Source organism: Bradyrhizobium pachyrhizi (genome assembly GCF_001189245.1).
GTDB lineage: Bacteria > Pseudomonadota > Alphaproteobacteria > Rhizobiales > Xanthobacteraceae > Bradyrhizobium > Bradyrhizobium pachyrhizi.
This window is the reverse complement of record NZ_LFIQ01000119.1, coordinates 48,998-63,107: the sequence shown is the minus strand read 5'-3', so window position 1 is coordinate 63,107 and position 14,110 is coordinate 48,998. Positions and strand designations below refer to the sequence as shown.

The 14,110-nt window shown below is 64.4% G+C and carries 16 protein-coding genes; 10 read left to right on the top strand and 6 right to left on the bottom strand.

Features of this window, described 5'->3' with window-relative positions; translation table 11 throughout:
• The 3 genes from AKL29_RS35310 to sseA all read left to right on the top strand — a co-directional run.
• Nucleotides 1-835 (top strand): vWA domain-containing protein (locus AKL29_RS35310; protein ID WP_050387567.1); only part of this gene is annotated, 835 nt, incomplete at its 5' end.
• 127 nt (nucleotides 836-962) lie between these two features.
• Nucleotides 963-1,376 (top strand): rhodanese-like domain-containing protein, encoded by a 414-nt coding sequence (locus AKL29_RS35305; protein ID WP_016847778.1) that lies wholly within the window; start codon nucleotides 963-965, stop codon nucleotides 1,374-1,376.
• A gap of 117 nt (nucleotides 1,377-1,493) precedes the next feature.
• A complete protein-coding gene (sseA, locus tag AKL29_RS35300; protein WP_050387351.1) occupies nucleotides 1,494-2,351 on the top strand; it encodes a 3-mercaptopyruvate sulfurtransferase in 858 nt (285 codons plus the stop codon).
• Between the two features lie 17 nt (nucleotides 2,352-2,368).
• Here the strand turns inward: sseA and AKL29_RS35295 are convergent, their stop codons facing one another.
• Nucleotides 2,369-3,208, bottom strand: a complete 840-nt coding sequence (locus AKL29_RS35295) for a hypothetical protein (RefSeq protein ID WP_050387350.1) — start codon at nucleotides 3,206-3,208, stop codon at nucleotides 2,369-2,371.
• Nucleotides 3,209-3,537: 329 nt separating this feature from the next.
• Between AKL29_RS35295 and AKL29_RS35290 the strand changes: the two genes are divergently transcribed.
• Nucleotides 3,538-4,785, top strand: coding sequence for a L,D-transpeptidase family protein (locus AKL29_RS35290; RefSeq protein WP_152977901.1), 1,248 nt, complete (start codon nucleotides 3,538-3,540; stop codon nucleotides 4,783-4,785).
• A 101-nt stretch (nucleotides 4,786-4,886) separates the two neighbouring features.
• Nucleotides 4,887-5,630 carry a DUF4336 domain-containing protein gene (locus tag AKL29_RS35285; protein WP_050387349.1) on the top strand — a complete coding sequence of 248 codons (744 nt, stop codon included), beginning with the start codon at nucleotides 4,887-4,889 and terminating at the stop codon, nucleotides 5,628-5,630.
• An 18-nt stretch (nucleotides 5,631-5,648) separates the two neighbouring features.
• On the opposite strand, the gene AKL29_RS35280 is transcribed toward AKL29_RS35285, so the two are convergent.
• Complete coding sequence (locus AKL29_RS35280) at nucleotides 5,649-6,611, bottom strand: D-2-hydroxyacid dehydrogenase family protein (RefSeq protein ID WP_050387348.1); 963 nt, start codon at nucleotides 6,609-6,611, stop codon at nucleotides 5,649-5,651.
• Between the two features lie 117 nt (nucleotides 6,612-6,728).
• On the bottom strand, nucleotides 6,729-6,980 hold the full coding sequence (locus AKL29_RS35275; protein WP_028334817.1) for a hypothetical protein: 252 nt from the start codon (nucleotides 6,978-6,980) through the stop codon (nucleotides 6,729-6,731).
• Between the two features lie 273 nt (nucleotides 6,981-7,253).
• Between AKL29_RS35275 and ettA the strand changes: the two genes are divergently transcribed.
• Nucleotides 7,254-8,903, top strand: coding sequence for an energy-dependent translational throttle protein EttA (gene ettA / locus AKL29_RS35270; protein WP_050387347.1), 1,650 nt, complete (start codon nucleotides 7,254-7,256; stop codon nucleotides 8,901-8,903).
• Nucleotides 8,904-9,069: 166 nt separating this feature from the next.
• Nucleotides 9,070-9,654, top strand: coding sequence for a TIGR00645 family protein (locus AKL29_RS35265; protein WP_028334819.1), 585 nt, complete (start codon nucleotides 9,070-9,072; stop codon nucleotides 9,652-9,654).
• Nucleotides 9,655-9,674: 20 nt separating this feature from the next.
• On the opposite strand, the gene AKL29_RS35260 is transcribed toward AKL29_RS35265, so the two are convergent.
• Nucleotides 9,675-10,526 carry a toll/interleukin-1 receptor domain-containing protein gene (locus AKL29_RS35260; RefSeq protein WP_050387346.1) on the bottom strand — a complete coding sequence of 284 codons (852 nt, stop codon included), beginning with the start codon at nucleotides 10,524-10,526 and terminating at the stop codon, nucleotides 9,675-9,677.
• 82 nt (nucleotides 10,527-10,608) lie between these two features.
• On the opposite strand from AKL29_RS35260, the gene AKL29_RS35255 reads away from it, so the two are divergent.
• A complete protein-coding gene (locus tag AKL29_RS35255) occupies nucleotides 10,609-11,835 on the top strand; it encodes a lytic murein transglycosylase (RefSeq protein ID WP_050387345.1) in 1,227 nt (408 codons plus the stop codon).
• Between the two features lie 94 nt (nucleotides 11,836-11,929).
• On the opposite strand, the gene AKL29_RS35250 is transcribed toward AKL29_RS35255, so the two are convergent.
• Both AKL29_RS35250 and AKL29_RS35245 read right to left on the bottom strand, forming a co-directional pair.
• Complete coding sequence (locus tag AKL29_RS35250; RefSeq protein WP_016843728.1) at nucleotides 11,930-12,214, bottom strand: hypothetical protein; 285 nt, start codon at nucleotides 12,212-12,214, stop codon at nucleotides 11,930-11,932.
• Nucleotides 12,215-12,450: 236 nt separating this feature from the next.
• The gene (locus AKL29_RS35245) at nucleotides 12,451-12,756 is read right to left on the bottom strand and encodes a hypothetical protein (RefSeq protein WP_016843729.1); all 306 of its coding nucleotides are present in this window, start codon (nucleotides 12,754-12,756) and stop codon (nucleotides 12,451-12,453) included.
• Nucleotides 12,757-13,147: 391 nt separating this feature from the next.
• Here AKL29_RS35245 and AKL29_RS35235 point away from each other — a divergent pair, with 391 nt between their 5' ends.
• Together AKL29_RS35235 and bfr are read left to right on the top strand one after the other, a co-directional pair.
• The gene (locus AKL29_RS35235) at nucleotides 13,148-13,420 is read left to right on the top strand and encodes a (2Fe-2S)-binding protein (protein WP_028334823.1); all 273 of its coding nucleotides are present in this window, start codon (nucleotides 13,148-13,150) and stop codon (nucleotides 13,418-13,420) included.
• A gap of 189 nt (nucleotides 13,421-13,609) precedes the next feature.
• Complete coding sequence (bfr, locus tag AKL29_RS35230) at nucleotides 13,610-14,098, top strand: bacterioferritin (protein WP_026193251.1); 489 nt, start codon at nucleotides 13,610-13,612, stop codon at nucleotides 14,096-14,098.
• The last annotated feature ends 12 nt before the right edge of the window (nucleotides 14,099-14,110 follow it).

Below are 14,110 nucleotides of genomic sequence, written 5' to 3'. Positions count from 1 at the left end.
GAAGAAGCGGCTCGAGGAACAGAAGGGCCGCCACCAGGGCGGTAGCAAGTGGATCGGTACCGCCGGCACCTCGCCGTTCGGCGCCCATGGCTATAATCCCGAGGGCGTCCGGATCGGACAGGAGAAGAACCGCAACAACCGCGCCGTGAAGGTGTGGGACAAGCGCGAGTTCAAGGATCTCGACGGCAATGTCGAGCTCGGCATCCGCAACATCAAGGTGGCGCTGCGGCGGCTGCGCAAGTTCGCGCGCACCGGCGCGCCTGACGAGCTCGACCTCGACACCACGATCAAGGAGACCGCCAACCACGGCTATCTCGACGTGCACATGCGCCCCGAGCGGCGCAACGCGGTCAAGGTGCTGGTGTTCTTCGATATCGGCGGCTCGATGGATTCGCATATCGAGCAGGTCGAGGAACTGTTCTCGGCCGCCAAGAGCGAATTCAAGCACATGGAATATTTCTACTTCCACAACTGCCTCTATGAAGGCGTCTGGAAGCAGAACAAGCGGCGCTTCACCGATCGCACGCCGACCTGGGACGTGCTGCACAAGTACCCGCACGACTACAAGGTGGTGTTCGTGGGCGACGCCTCGATGTCGCCTTACGAGATCATGGTTCCCGGCGGCTCGGTCGAGCATGTCAATGAAGAGGCCGGCTCGGTCTGGCTCGATCGCATCATCCGCACCTATCCGCACGCGGTGTGGCTCAATCCGGTGGCGCAGAAGCACTGGGACTATTCGGAATCGACCACCATCATCCGCCGCCTGTTCTCCGAGCGCATGTATCCGATCACGATCGAAGGTCTGGAGAACGCGATGCGGGAGCTGGTGCGCTGACTTTGATTTCGTCATTCCGGGGCGCGAAGCGAACTCGGAATCTCGAGATTCCGGATCAGCCGCGTTGCGTCCGTCCGGAATGACGGTGGCAGAAAACGCGAAAGCACAAAGACAAAGGGAGTAACCCATGCCACAGAACATCCACCGCGGCATCAAGGTGATGATCGACGAGGCCAATGCCGAGATCGAGACCATCAGCGCGGCCGACGCGATCACGCTGATCGGCAAGAACGACGTCGTCATCGTCGACATCCGCGATCCCCGCGAGATCGAGCGCGACGGCAAGATCCCCGGCGCGTTCTCCTGCACCCGCGGCATGCTTGAGTTCTGGATCGATCCGAACAGCCCCTATGCCAAGCCGATCTTCCAGGAAGACAAGAAGTTCATCTTCCACTGCGCCGGCGGCCTGCGCTCGGCACTCGCCGCCAAGACCGCGAAGGACATGGGCCTGAAGCCGGTCGCGCATATGGGCGGCGGCTTTGCCGCCTGGCGCGAGGCCGGCGGGCCGATCGAGGCATGGGAGCCGAAGAAGAAGGGCTGAACGCCCCATCCACCGTCATTCCGGGCGCGACGCAGTCGCGAGCCGGAATCCAGAGGTTGTCTTGCGAGATTCCGGGTTCTCGCTGCGCGAGCCCCGGAATGACGAAGGAAATGCCGAATGACGACGACCGACGATCCGCTCGTTTCGACCGAATGGCTGGCTGCGCATCTCGGCGATGCCAATGTCAAGGTGCTCGACGCGACCTTCAAGCTGCCCGGCGTGCTGCCGCTGCCGAAGGACGATTATCGCGCCGCGCATCTGCCGGGTGCTGTGTTCTTCGATGTCGACGCGGTGTCCGACCATGCCAATCCGCTGCCGCACATGTTTCCGAGCGCCGAGCAGTTCGGCCGCGACGTCGGCGGGCTCGGCATCAGCAATTCCGACACCGTCGTGATCTACGATTCCGGCGGCTGGGTTGCGGCGCCGCGCGCCTGGTGGATGTTCCTTTCCTATGGCCATCGCAACGTGCGCATTCTCAACGGCGGCCTGAAGAAGTGGCGCGCCGAGGGCAGGGCGGTCGAGAGCGGCGAGGTGAAGCCGAAGCCTGCGACCTTCAAGGCGAGCTACGATCCGAAGCGCGTGCGCAGCATCGAGCAGATGATCGCCAATGTCGAAAGCCGTGCCGAGCAGGTGATCGATGCGCGCGCCGCCGATCGCTTCGAGGGCCGCGCGCCGGAGCCACGGCCGGGCATCCGCGCCGGCCACATCCCCGGCGCCCGCAACGTGCCCTACAACCAATTGTTCGATGCCGCGACCGGCGAGATGAAGCCGCTCGATGACCTGCGCAAGTCGTTCGCGGGCGCCGGCGTAAAGCTCGATGCGCCCATCGTCACGAGCTGCGGCTCCGGCGTCTCGGCCGGCGTGCTGACGCTGGCGCTCTACCGGCTCGGCGTCACCGAGAGCGCGCTCTATGACGGCTCGTGGTCGGAATGGGGGCAGGCGAGCGGCCCGCCGATCGCGACGGGACCGGCCTGACAGGTCATTCCTGCTTGCTAGCGCCGGGTGAGCGGCACCAGGGTCGGCTGGCCGAACGGATCGAGCTGCTGCTGAACGACCTGCCGAACCGGCTGCGCGCGGACGATCCGCCGCCGCTCCTTGCGATGTGCCGGCTTGCTGACCGCGCTGCGCACCGGCTTCTTCGCCTCAGCGGCCTTCGGCGCCACCGGCGCTTCGGCAACAACTTCGGGCCCGCCCAGCGTTGCGATCCTGGTCGCGGCCGCCATCGCCTCGGGTGACGGCGGCGGGGCGGGCTCGGGCGCTGCCATCGCGGGTGCCGGCGGCGGAAGCGCTGGCTCGCTGGGGCCGGGCGGATCGGCGACGGCGGCGACCTTGTCCTCGGTGGCCCCCGGTGCGGCTTCGGCGGCAGCGGGCGTCGGCTCCGATGCCGGCGACGGATCTGCGGTCGGAATCTGCGCCGCGCTGTCGGCGGGCTGAGCTGGCGCGGGGGTCTCCGTGGCTTGGGCTTCCGGCTTCGGCGGGGCGGTCGGGACCGGATCATCCGCCGTCACGGCGGCGACCTTCTCCGGCTCGGCTGCAGGGCTGATTTCAGCGGGAGCAGCCGGTTGTTCGGACGCGGCCGGCTCGGACGGGGCTGCCGGAGTTTCGGTCGTCACCTTGTCGGCGGCGGGCGGGTCGACCCGGACCATGGCAAGCACTGGCGGGGTCTCGGGCTGCTGCGCGAATTGCGGCTCGGGCGGCGGCGCCCGGCGGGCCGGAATGCTTGCGAACTCTTCATGCGCCGCGCGAAACAGCGCGGCTGCCCCTAACCCGAACACCAGAAGCGAGGTCGCCAGCACGATCGCGGCGAACAGAAAACGAAGGCCGGGGAGCATGGGCGCGGGTTCCCCCTTCTGCGGGAGGGTCTTCGATGTCGAGGGAACGCGGTGACCACACAAGAAAGCCGGCGTCGCGAGCGCGAATCAGGCCAATTCGAAGATATCGCAACGTCCCGGCACTGTTTGTTACAAAATGCGGGTGATTGATGACTTTGGCCATCTGGACGGACTTTGCCGACCCGTGAGACATCATTGCCGCAGCGTTGACGCGAAATCACAAAAGGCCCGGAATAGCCCGGGTTTCGCGGATTTGTCTTGAATGCGCCGCTATCTTCCTGCATTGGGCCGTTAACAGTCCGGTGTGGCTTGGGGACTATAACAGAGCAATGATGATCAACCGCATTCTGACGATTTGCGCTGCCGCGGCTCTCGGCGTGGCAGGAACCTCGCTTGCGCATGCGCAGCAGGGTTATCCGGCGCCCCAGGGCACCGCCTATTCGACGGCGCCCCAGCCCTACCCCCCCCAGGGCAGCATGCCGGATTTCGACGCTCTCAATGACGATGACGGGCAGGATTCGGCTGCACTGCCGCCGCCCGGTCCGGTGCTGTCGCCGAACGATCCGCGCTATGGCCGTCCGGCGAATGCGCCCACCTATTCCGATCGTGGCGCGCCGACCGGCCCCGTGATGTCGCCGGACGATCCGCGCTATGGCCGTCCGATGAATGCTCCTCCGGTCTATTCCGACCGTGGTGCGCCGACTGGGCCGGTGATGTCGCCCGATGATCCCCGCTATGGCCGTCCGATGGGGCCGCCGCCGGTGATCTACGGCGATCGTCCGGGTGCGCAACAAGCTAACCGCGACAATGGCGTTCCGGCCGCCGGTGTTTCCTACGGCGACGACCGCGGCGGCCTGCGTCCGCCCGAGGGCGTTACCGGAGCCGTGCCGCAGCAGCAGGCGCCGGTCGATGCCAATGGCAAGCCGGTGCAGATCGCGGCGCTGCCGCCGGACGAGCAGCCCGAAGACGCCCCGGCGCAACTGCCGCCGAATCTGCGCCGCCAGGAAGTGTCGTTCGCGACCAAGGAGCCGGCAGGCACGATCGTCGTCGATACGTCGAACACCTACCTCTATTACATCCTGGGCAACGGCCGGGCGATCCGTTACGGCGTCCGTGTCGGCCGCGACGGCTTCACCTGGACCGGCGTGCAGAAGATCACCCGCAAGGCCGAGTGGCCGGATTGGCATCCGCCGACCGAGATGATCGAGCGTCAGCCCTATCTGCCGCGCTTCATGGCCGGCGGACCGGGTAACCCGCTCGGCGCCCGCGCGATGTATCTCGGCTCGACCGTGTACCGTATTCACGGCACCAACCAGCCGTCGACCATCGGCAAGTTCGTCTCGTCGGGCTGTATCGGCATGCTGAATGAAGACGTCTCCGACCTGTTCGAACGCGCCAAGGTCGGCACCCGCGTGGTTGTGCTGCCCGGTGGTCCGCCGCCGGGAACGGCGACGGCTTCTGCCGCGCCTCCAAACCCGATGGCTCCCGCGTCGGCTCAGGCTCAGGCGGCGGCGCCGCTGCCCGGCACGCAGCCGACCACGGTGCAGCCGCTGCCCGCACCGGTGACGGTGCGCTAGGCCAACCGGCAAGTTCATCATTGAAAAAGGCGCGCGAACAGCGCGCCTTTTTTGTTGCAACGAGCCGCGCATCTCCACGTTGCCGCCTGGGAGGCAATGCGATGCAGGACGTCTGCGAGACCTATCCGCCGCTGAATGCGCCAAAGCCTGTCGCCGATGACGTATGGATGATCGATGGTCCGATCATCCGGTTCGGCCCGCGCTGGTTCAAGATGCCGTTTCCAACGCGCGCGACGATCCTTCGTCTGCCGGGTGGGCGTCTGTTCATTCACTCGCCGACACCATTGCTGGCGGAACTCAAGGCCGCAGTCGTCAAGCTGGGCGCACCGCGCTGGATCATCGGTCCGAATCGTCTGCACTATTGGTGGATTCCGAAATGGCATGCTGCCTATCCCGACGCGCGCATCTTCCTTGCGCCCGGGATCAAGCAACAGGCGGGCAGTGGGCTGACCTTCGAAGGCGAGCCACTGGAACGATCATCCGGTTATCCCTGGGATGAGTGGATCGCGACGCTGCCGGTGGCAGGCAGCTACATGACGGAGGTCGTGTTCTTCCATCTGCCGTCGCGGACATTGCTGCTGACGGACCTGATCGAGAATTTTGAGGCCGGGCGCGTTCGCTCGCCGTTGATGCGGTTCCTGATCTGGCTCGGCGGCGTGCGCGATCCTGACGGCAGCACGCCAACGGATCTGCGCTCGACCTTCCTGCAGGACAGGGACGCGATGAAGGCCGCGGTCGCCCGCATGATCGAATGGGATCCGGAGCGGATTATCCTCGCCCACGGGCGCTGGTATGACCGGGACGGCCGCGCCGAGCTCGAACGCGCGTTCCGCTGGCTCGGCTAGCCGCAGTGAATGCCGCTGTCAGGCCAGGCGCCGCGGCGGCTCGTTGCCCTTGGTGAAGGCATCGATGCACTCGACCATCTGCTGATAATGCGCCTGCAGGCTCTCGCGCGTCGCATAGCCGAGATGCGGCGTGATCACGACGTTGTCGAGCTTGCGCAGCGGGTGATCCGACGGCAGCGGCTCGACCGAGAACACGTCGATGCCGGCGCCGGCGATCGTCCTGTCGCGCAGCGCCGCGAACAGGGCGTCCTCATCGACGATCGGCCCGCGCGCGGTGTTGACGAGATAGGCCGATGGCTTCATGCGGGCGAGATCGGCGGCGCCGACCAGTCCGCGCGAGCGCGGGCTCAGCACGACATGGATGGTGATGATGTCTGATGTCGCGAACAGCTCGTCCTTGCTGGCATAGCCGACGCCGGCCTCCTTGCACTTCTCCGGCGTCAGATTGGGGCTCCAGGCGATGACGTTCATGCCGAACACCTTGGCCATGCCGGCGACCTTGCTGCCGAGCTTGCCGAGGCCGATGATGCCGAGCGTTTTGCCCTCGATCTCGGTACCGGCAAAGGTCTGCCAGGCCTCGCCGGCGTGCATGCGCGCATTCTCGCGGCCGATGCCGCGGGTCAGTTCCAGGATCAGGCCCATGGTGAGCGGCGCGGTGGGATCGCGGTTATATTGGGTGCCGCACAACACCACCTTGCGGTCCTTGGCGGCCTCCATGTCGATCGCCGCGTTGCGCATGCCTGACGTGATCACGAGCTGCAGCTTGCGCAGCGCGTCGAGCAGGCTCTTCGGGAACGCCGTGCGCTCGCGCATCGCGCAGATGATCTCGAAATCCTTCAGCTTCGTTGCCGCTTCCGCCTCGCTCGCGAACGGCTTGTCGAACACGGTGACGTCGACCCGGTCCTTGACCTTCGGCCAGTCGGCCACCGAAAGCGCGATGTCAAAATAGTCGTCGAGGATTGCACAGCGGAGCCGCGTCATCGGGGAGGTCCATTCAGGGTGAGGACGACGGCGGGAGATCAACCGTCGGGATACCCGTCATGGTCGCGCGCAATCGGCAGGCGCGCAAGCGGCCGCGGTTTCAAAAAGCGGCGATTGTCACACGCGCGGCGACGGCTTCTGCGTCTTCGTGGCGCGGATATCGGCGAGCATCGAGCGGACTGCCGGCGACAGCGCCATCTGCTTGGCGCGGCAGGCTGGACCGGGGCCGCGCATATAGTGCAGTTCCGGCCGGTAGGGATTGAAAGCCCTGGCGACGAAGGCGCGCCAAAATGCGCTGAATTCGGCGAACAGCGTCGCCTCGGCCTTGGTCGCCGGGCGCGAAAGGGGTGCTGAAATGATGGTAGCCATGACGTGGCCTCAACTGTTTTGGCCGCGGTTCTGCCGCGAAAATCGCCGTTTTTCGGCGTTGAGAACGAGTTTTGGTCTGATTTATTAAAAGATGGTTTCAATTGTCGTGATTCGGCGCACACATGGCGTCGAACCCGTAATCACCCGTGGTGAAGCCGCGAAACGTGGTGAACGGACGGAAAACAGAGGTCCCGCGGTTGCGCTTTCGGGGGCCGGCCGTTACATCGGCGGCAGCAAAATTTCCACAAATCGGATCAATTCCAGGGACAGCGGATGGCTCGCCAGTTCATCTATTTCATGCAGGGTCTGACCAAGGCGTACCCGACCCGCAAGGTGCTCGATAACATCCATCTGAGCTTCTACCCGGACGCCAAGATCGGCGTGCTCGGCGTCAATGGCTCGGGCAAGTCGACCCTGCTCAAGATCATGGCCGGTCTCGACAAGGAGTATAACGGCGAGGCTTGGGTCGCCGAGGGCGCTCGCGTCGGCTATCTCGAGCAGGAGCCGCAGCTCGATCCCAAGCTCTCGGTGCGCGAAAACGTCATGCAGGGCGTCGCCAAGCAGAAGGCGATCCTCGACCGCTACAACGAGCTCGCGGTCAACTATTCGGACGAGACCGCCGACGAGATGACCAAGCTGCAGGACGAGATCGAGGCCCAGGGCCTGTGGGATCTCGACAGCAAGGTCGACCAGGCGATGGACGCGCTGCGCTGCCCGCCCGACGATGCCGATGTCACCAAACTGTCCGGCGGTGAACGCCGCCGCGTGGCGCTGTGCCGCCTGCTGCTCGACCAGCCGGAATTGCTGCTGCTCGACGAGCCGACCAACCACCTCGACGCCGAGTCGGTGTCGTGGCTGGAAGGCCATCTGCGCAACTATCCCGGCGCGATCCTGATCGTCACCCACGACCGTTACTTCCTCGACAACGTCACGGGCTGGATCCTCGAGCTCGACCGCGGCCGCGGCATCCCCTACGAGGGCAATTACTCGTCCTGGCTGGTGCAGAAGCAGAAGCGACTCGAGCAGGAAGGCCGCGAGGACGCCGCGCATCAGAAGACGCTGGCCCGCGAGCAGGAATGGGTGGCGTCCTCGCCGAAGGCGCGCCAGGCCAAGTCGAAGGCGCGCTACCAGCGCTATGAGGAGCTGCTCAAGAAGGCGAGCGAGAAGCAGACCCAGACCGCGCAGATCATCATTCCGGTCGCCGAGCGGCTCGGCGCCAACGTCGTCGACTTCGAAGGTCTCAGCAAGGGATTTGGCGATCGCCTGCTGATCGACGATCTCACCTTCAAGCTGCCGCCCGGCGGCATCGTCGGCGTGATCGGTGCCAACGGCGCCGGCAAGACCACGCTGTTCAAGATGATCACCGAGCAGGAGACGCCGGACAAGGGCACCATCACGGTCGGCGAGACCGTGCATCTCGGCTATGTCGACCAGTCGCGCGACGCGCTCGAGGGCAACAAGACGGTGTGGGAGGAAATCTCCGGCGGCAACGAGCTGATCCTGCTCGGCAAGAAGGAAGTCAATTCGCGCGGCTACTGCTCGGCGTTCAACTTCAAGGGCGCCGACCAGCAGAAGAAGGTCGGTGCGCTGTCGGGCGGTGAGCGCAACCGCGTGCATCTCGCCAAGATGCTGAAGTCGGGCGCCAACGTGCTGCTGCTCGACGAACCGACCAACGACCTCGACGTCGACACGCTGCGCGCGCTGGAAGAGGCGCTGGAGGATTTCGCCGGTTGCGCCGTCATCATCAGCCATGACCGCTGGTTCCTCGACCGCATCGCGACCCACATCCTGGCCTTCGAGGGCGACAGCCATGTCGAGTGGTTCGAGGGCAACTTCCAGGATTACGAAAAGGACAAGATGCGCCGGCTCGGCCAGGACAGCATCATTCCGCATCGCGTGAAGTACAAGAAGCTGACGCGCTGATTGGTTCAAGCGGTCGAGCGCGGCCATCGTGCCGCGTTCGACCGTTGCTCGTTGGCAGGATCGTGACGGCACCGCGGCGCAATCTGCGGCCAGTTGTCGCTTTTCAAGCGCGCGGGATTGCGTAGATAGAGCGCTCCGCAATTTTTAATCCTGCGAGCACTCCAACATGTCCGCTGTTTCAGATGCGCGCACCCCCCTGAAGGGCCGGTCGCTGCGTCCCGTTCCGATGCTGATCTTCGGATCGCGCTGGCTGCAATTGCCGCTCTATGTCGGCCTGATCATCGCCCAGGGCGTCTATGTCGTGCTGTTCCTTAAGGAACTATGGCACCTGTTCGCCCATTCCTTCGATTTCAGCGAGCAGCAGATCATGCTGGCCGTCCTCGGCCTGATCGACGTCGTCATGATCTCGAACCTGTTGGTGATGGTGATCGTCGGCGGCTACGAGACCTTCGTCTCGCGCCTCAATCTGCAGGGCCATCCGGACGAGCCGGAATGGCTGAGCCACGTCAATGCCAGCGTGCTGAAGATCAAGCTGGCGATGGCGATCATCGGCATCTCCTCGATCCATTTGCTGCGCACCTTCATAGAGGCCGGTGCGCTGTCGTCAGGCAAGGGCAACTACACCGAGACCGGCGTGATGTGGCAGACCATCATCCACTGCGTCTTCATCCTGTCGGCGATCGGCATCGCCATCGTCGACAAGCTGTCGAACGACTCGATCGAAGGCGCCAAGCAACAGGTTGGGCATTAGGGATGAACGGCGGCGCGGCGTCACCGCGCCGCGCGCGAGCCAAACAGTGCCGGCGCGGATCTGCCGAGCCATTCGGGGATTTGCGCCGCGCCGCGCGGAAATCCGCGGGCCATCGCGAGGACGAACGCGGTCTGCCAGACGCCGAACAGCACCGGCCAGCCCGGCAAGGTCGGCAGCCTGACGATCGCGCCGCAAACCGTTCCGGCTGCGATGGCCGCGATCCACGCCGCCGTCGTGATCGCGACCACCAGCGCCAGCTGAAACCTGTCCCTGGCGCCAAACATCACATTGCAGGTCGCGATCGCCGCGCCGAATATCACGCCGGGCAGGATCGTGATGCCGCCGGGGTCGGAGGCGACGAACGAATATTGCAGGACGTTGAGCGCATAAGTGGTGGCCAGGGTACACACGACGGCCGACGCAAGCGACAGCACGGCGAACGGCAAATTCGATCGGTCGCGCGACTGCTCGAATTTGGCTTCCAGCATGCGATCGACGGTGGCCCGTGTCTCGGCGGCCGCGCTGCCCTGAGGTTCGAGGATCGTGACCGCCTTGAGATAGGTCGGAACCTGGTCGAGCGGGGTCGACGCCATCATCACCGACAGCACGCGATTGCTGGGGTTCGGCCATTTGTTCCGGGCAAAGGCGAGCTCGCTCAGCGAGTAGCGTCCCCTGGTCACCGATCCCGGACTGATCAGGAACACCATAAAATCGCTGCTTTCGATGGCTTTTTCGACGCGCGCATCGAAGCTGTCGCCCGGCGGAAGATCGTCGTGCGAAAAGAAAACGTCATGGTCGCAATTGCGCAGGGACTGGGCGATGCTGTCAGCCTGCGATTCCAGTTCGGAGGGAAATGACAGAAATATGCGCATGGCAAACTTACCACCCAGAATTGAATTCTGACAATTGCCGAATCCGCGTTGCAATGCCCGTTTCCGCAGGGTGAGATCGATCATGAAATGGCCAGCCACCATCGTCGCATTCGCGGTGCTGCTGTGTGCGCCGCTGCCAGCATTCGCCGCCGATGCTGCGTTCACCCAGTTCATCGCCTCGCTGTGGCCGGAGGCCAAGGCCGCCGGCGTGTCGCGCGAGACCTTCGATCGCGAGACACGCTCGCTCGAGCCCGACTACAAGCTGCCCGACCTGATCCTGCCCGGACGTCCGAAGACCGGCGCACCGGCGCAGGCCGAGTTCGTGCAGGTGCCGGCCGACTACATCAAGGAAGCCTCGATCGCGCGGCTCGCCGCCGAAGGGCAGCGGCTGTTGCAGAAGTATCGCTCCTCGCTCGATGCGATCGAGAAGCGGTTCGGCGTCCCGGCCACCGTCGTGCTGGCGATCTGGGGCCGCGAGACCGATTACGGGCGCTATTCGCTGCCCTACGACACGCTGCGCGTGGTGGCGACGCAGGCCTATGTCGGCCGTCGCAAGGATCAGTACCGCACCGAGTTCATCCTGGCGCTGAAGATCCTCGGCGAGGGCGCGGTGACGCGCAAGGAGATGCGCTCCTCCTGGGCCGGTGCAACCGGCTACACCCAGTTCCTGCCGTCGGAATATTACAAGCATGGCGTCGATCTCGACGGCGACGGACGTGTCGACATCTGGCATTCGGTGCCGGACGCGCTCGCCTCCGCCGCGCAGCAGCTGGTCAACAAGGGCTGGCAGCCCGGCGTGCGCTGGGCCTATGAGGTGAAGGCGCCGGCCAATGCCGACTGCACGATGGGCGTGCCTGAAGTGACGAAGCCGATCAGCCAGTGGCTGCGCGCAGGCTTCGTGCCGGTGCGCGGACAGAAGCTCAGCGCCGCCGAGCAGGCGCAATCGGCGTCGCTGCTGCAGCCGGAAGGCAGCTACGGTCCCGCCTTCCTGACCACGCCGAACTACTTCGTGATCAAGGAATACAATTTCTCCGATCTCTACGTGCTGTTCGTCGGCCACCTCGCCGACCGCATGACGAGCCCGCAGCCATTCGCGACGCCATGGTCGGCATCGAAGCAGCTGCGCTCCGCCGACGTCGAGGCGATGCAGCAGCAGCTGACGAAGATCGGTCTCTACAAGGACAAGCTCGACGGCAAGGCCGGGATGCAGACCCGCGCCGCGCTCGGCGCCTATCAGAAGCAGGCCGGGCTGAAGGTCGATTGCTGGCCGAGCGAGATGGTGCTGCGCGCGATGCACGGGCAGCGCTGATCGGGCTGGCTCGCAAGACCGCCTGGTGGCGTAAAAGCAAAACCCGGCCGCGAGGCCGGGTTTTCGAGTGTGATGCTGAAAACGTGTCGGTCGATCAGTCGCAAACCTGGATGCGACGGAAGCGCCAGCCGTAACCGTCCCAGAAGCGCTCACGAACCATGCGGCACGGGGCCTCTTCGACGTAAACCGGTGCCGGTGCGACATAGACCGGGGCGGGGCGAGCGCCTGCGATAGCGCCGCCCAGCAGGGCGCCGCCGATCAGGCCGCCGGCAACGCCGGCTGCGACGGCGCCGCCGTCACCAGCCTTGGCAGCCGGAGCAACGGCCAGCGAACCGGCAATCGTGGTAACGGCGACAAGGGCAGCTAAAGTCTTCTTCATGTCTTTGGCTCTCCTGGAAGGTGGTGGCGTCGTGGTTCGGCGCCGGGTTGAGGTGACTCGCACGCTGATCTCGAACTGCTGTCTTGCTAAACAGCGCAGAACAGTCAACCGAAAGTAAACGTCCGCAGGCTGATCGCGCAGAAAAGCGGTTTTTTCTGGCCATCTGCAGCAGATGTCCCGGAGAAACAGTCGGTTTTCCGGGACATTTGGTTCGATTTAATCGAGATGAACGGCGATCAATCGCAAACGCGGACGCTGCGAACGCGCCAGGTGTAGCCGTCCCAGAACCGCTGGCGCTGCCAGAAGCAGTCGGGACCATAACCGGGCTCGGCGACATAGGCCGGACCGGGCGCATAGTAGCCGTAGCCGGGACCGTAGTAGCGGTTCTGCGATGCGATCGCGCCACCGACGATGGCGCCACCGATCAATCCCGCAGCAACGCCGGCGGCGACACCGCGTTGTGCCTGGGCGGGGGCGGGCACCGCCACAGTCGAAGCCGCCACAGCGGCAACGGCGCAAAGCGCCAGCAATGTCTTCTTCATGGCCTCACCTTTCTCGCGGCAGCAGGGACAGCGTGCATTGGCGATCTGTCTCACTGGAGGGTTCCATATTCACCTTGAATGATCAATGAACGACGCCGCCGCATTCGCGACCAAATGCTTGCAGCTTTTGCAATATCTTGCAACGCACGAGCCCGACAGTGCCGCGGCGAGGCGTGTGCTCATGGGGGCCGGCGGCGAAGGAAGCGGTTATTGGCCCGTCAGCCACCCGGCGGGTGTCGGATTCCTGACCTCCGACCGATTTAGACTCATTCCAATATGAATCCCACATCAGTTTGGAATTGCTACAAAAACCGCTTTTTCCTTTTGCATCGCGCGGGAGCCGACAATATCCATATTGCCAAGCATCACCGTTGGACCCCGCCTTTCTCCGATGATTGTCTGTTCCTGTAACGTCCTCAGCGACCACGATGTCCGCAATGCCGTCAATGGCGGTGGGTCCGTGACACGAAATGCCAAGCAGGTGTACGGCTGCCTCGGCTGCAGTGCCGAATGCGGCCGCTGCGCGCGCACCATCAAGGCGATCATCGACGAGGCGCTCGGTCCCTGCGCCAAGGCCTGCTGCTCCGGCTGCCCCCACAGCAGCCATCCTCACGCCGCCAACGAGGACGCCGAGCCGGCCGAATTCGCGCTCGCGGCCTGCTAAAGCTTCTTATTTCGACGCATTTCCTGGCGCGAACCGGCTTCCGCTTCGCTGGAAGACGCTGCGCCAAATCCTTCGAATCCGGTTATCCACGCGCTGTTTCTGCGAAGGGTTGCTCTTGCCGGTAATCTCATTTAGAAACGTTCTAAGTTTAGCGTCGGCCAAGGTTGGCCGCGACAGGTGGAGTGGATCATGCAAGGCGATCCGAAGGTCATCGATTATCTGAACAAGGGGCTGCGCAGCGAACTGACCGCCATCAATCAGTACTGGCTGCACTACCGGATGCTCAACAATTGGGGCCTCCTGGAGATGGCCAAGGTCTGGCGCAAGGAGTCCATCGAGGAGATGGAGCACGCCGACAAATTCGTCGATCGCATCCTCTTCCTGGACGGCTTCCCGAATCTGCAGGTGCTCGATCCCCTGAAGATCGGCCAGGACGTCAAGGAGATCATCGAGTGTGACCTCGCCGCCGAGATCGGCGCGCGCACGCTCTACCAGGAGGCGGCGACCTACTGCCATGGCGTCAAGGACTATGTCAGCCGCGACCTGTTCGAGCAGCTGATGAAGGACGAGGAAGACCACATCGACTTCCTCGAGACCCAGCTCGACCTGATCAAGCGTATCGGCCTTGAGCTCTACACCCAGAAGCACGTCGGTCATCTGAAGGGCGAGGATTCCTGACCGGCTGTCAGC

Coding starts and splice junctions, on each gene's coding strand:
- AKL29_RS35305 (WP_016847778.1), top strand. CDS start 963: ATGCCACAGAACATCCACCGCGGCATCAAGGTGATGATCGACGAGGCC.
- sseA (WP_050387351.1), top strand. CDS start 1,494: ATGACGACGACCGACGATCCGCTCGTTTCGACCGAATGGCTGGCTGCG.
- AKL29_RS35295 (WP_050387350.1), bottom strand. CDS start 3,208: ATGCTCCCCGGCCTTCGTTTTCTGTTCGCCGCGATCGTGCTGGCGACC.
- AKL29_RS35290 (WP_152977901.1), top strand. CDS start 3,538: ATGATGATCAACCGCATTCTGACGATTTGCGCTGCCGCGGCTCTCGGC.
- AKL29_RS35285 (WP_050387349.1), top strand. CDS start 4,887: ATGCAGGACGTCTGCGAGACCTATCCGCCGCTGAATGCGCCAAAGCCT.
- AKL29_RS35280 (WP_050387348.1), bottom strand. CDS start 6,611: ATGACGCGGCTCCGCTGTGCAATCCTCGACGACTATTTTGACATCGCG.
- AKL29_RS35275 (WP_028334817.1), bottom strand. CDS start 6,980: ATGGCTACCATCATTTCAGCACCCCTTTCGCGCCCGGCGACCAAGGCC.
- ettA (WP_050387347.1), top strand. CDS start 7,254: ATGGCTCGCCAGTTCATCTATTTCATGCAGGGTCTGACCAAGGCGTAC.
- AKL29_RS35265 (WP_028334819.1), top strand. CDS start 9,070: ATGTCCGCTGTTTCAGATGCGCGCACCCCCCTGAAGGGCCGGTCGCTG.
- AKL29_RS35260 (WP_050387346.1), bottom strand. CDS start 10,526: ATGCGCATATTTCTGTCATTTCCCTCCGAACTGGAATCGCAGGCTGAC.
- AKL29_RS35255 (WP_050387345.1), top strand. CDS start 10,609: ATGAAATGGCCAGCCACCATCGTCGCATTCGCGGTGCTGCTGTGTGCG.
- AKL29_RS35250 (WP_016843728.1), bottom strand. CDS start 12,214: ATGAAGAAGACTTTAGCTGCCCTTGTCGCCGTTACCACGATTGCCGGT.
- AKL29_RS35245 (WP_016843729.1), bottom strand. CDS start 12,756: ATGAAGAAGACATTGCTGGCGCTTTGCGCCGTTGCCGCTGTGGCGGCT.
- AKL29_RS35235 (WP_028334823.1), top strand. CDS start 13,148: ATGATTGTCTGTTCCTGTAACGTCCTCAGCGACCACGATGTCCGCAAT.
- bfr (WP_026193251.1), top strand. CDS start 13,610: ATGCAAGGCGATCCGAAGGTCATCGATTATCTGAACAAGGGGCTGCGC.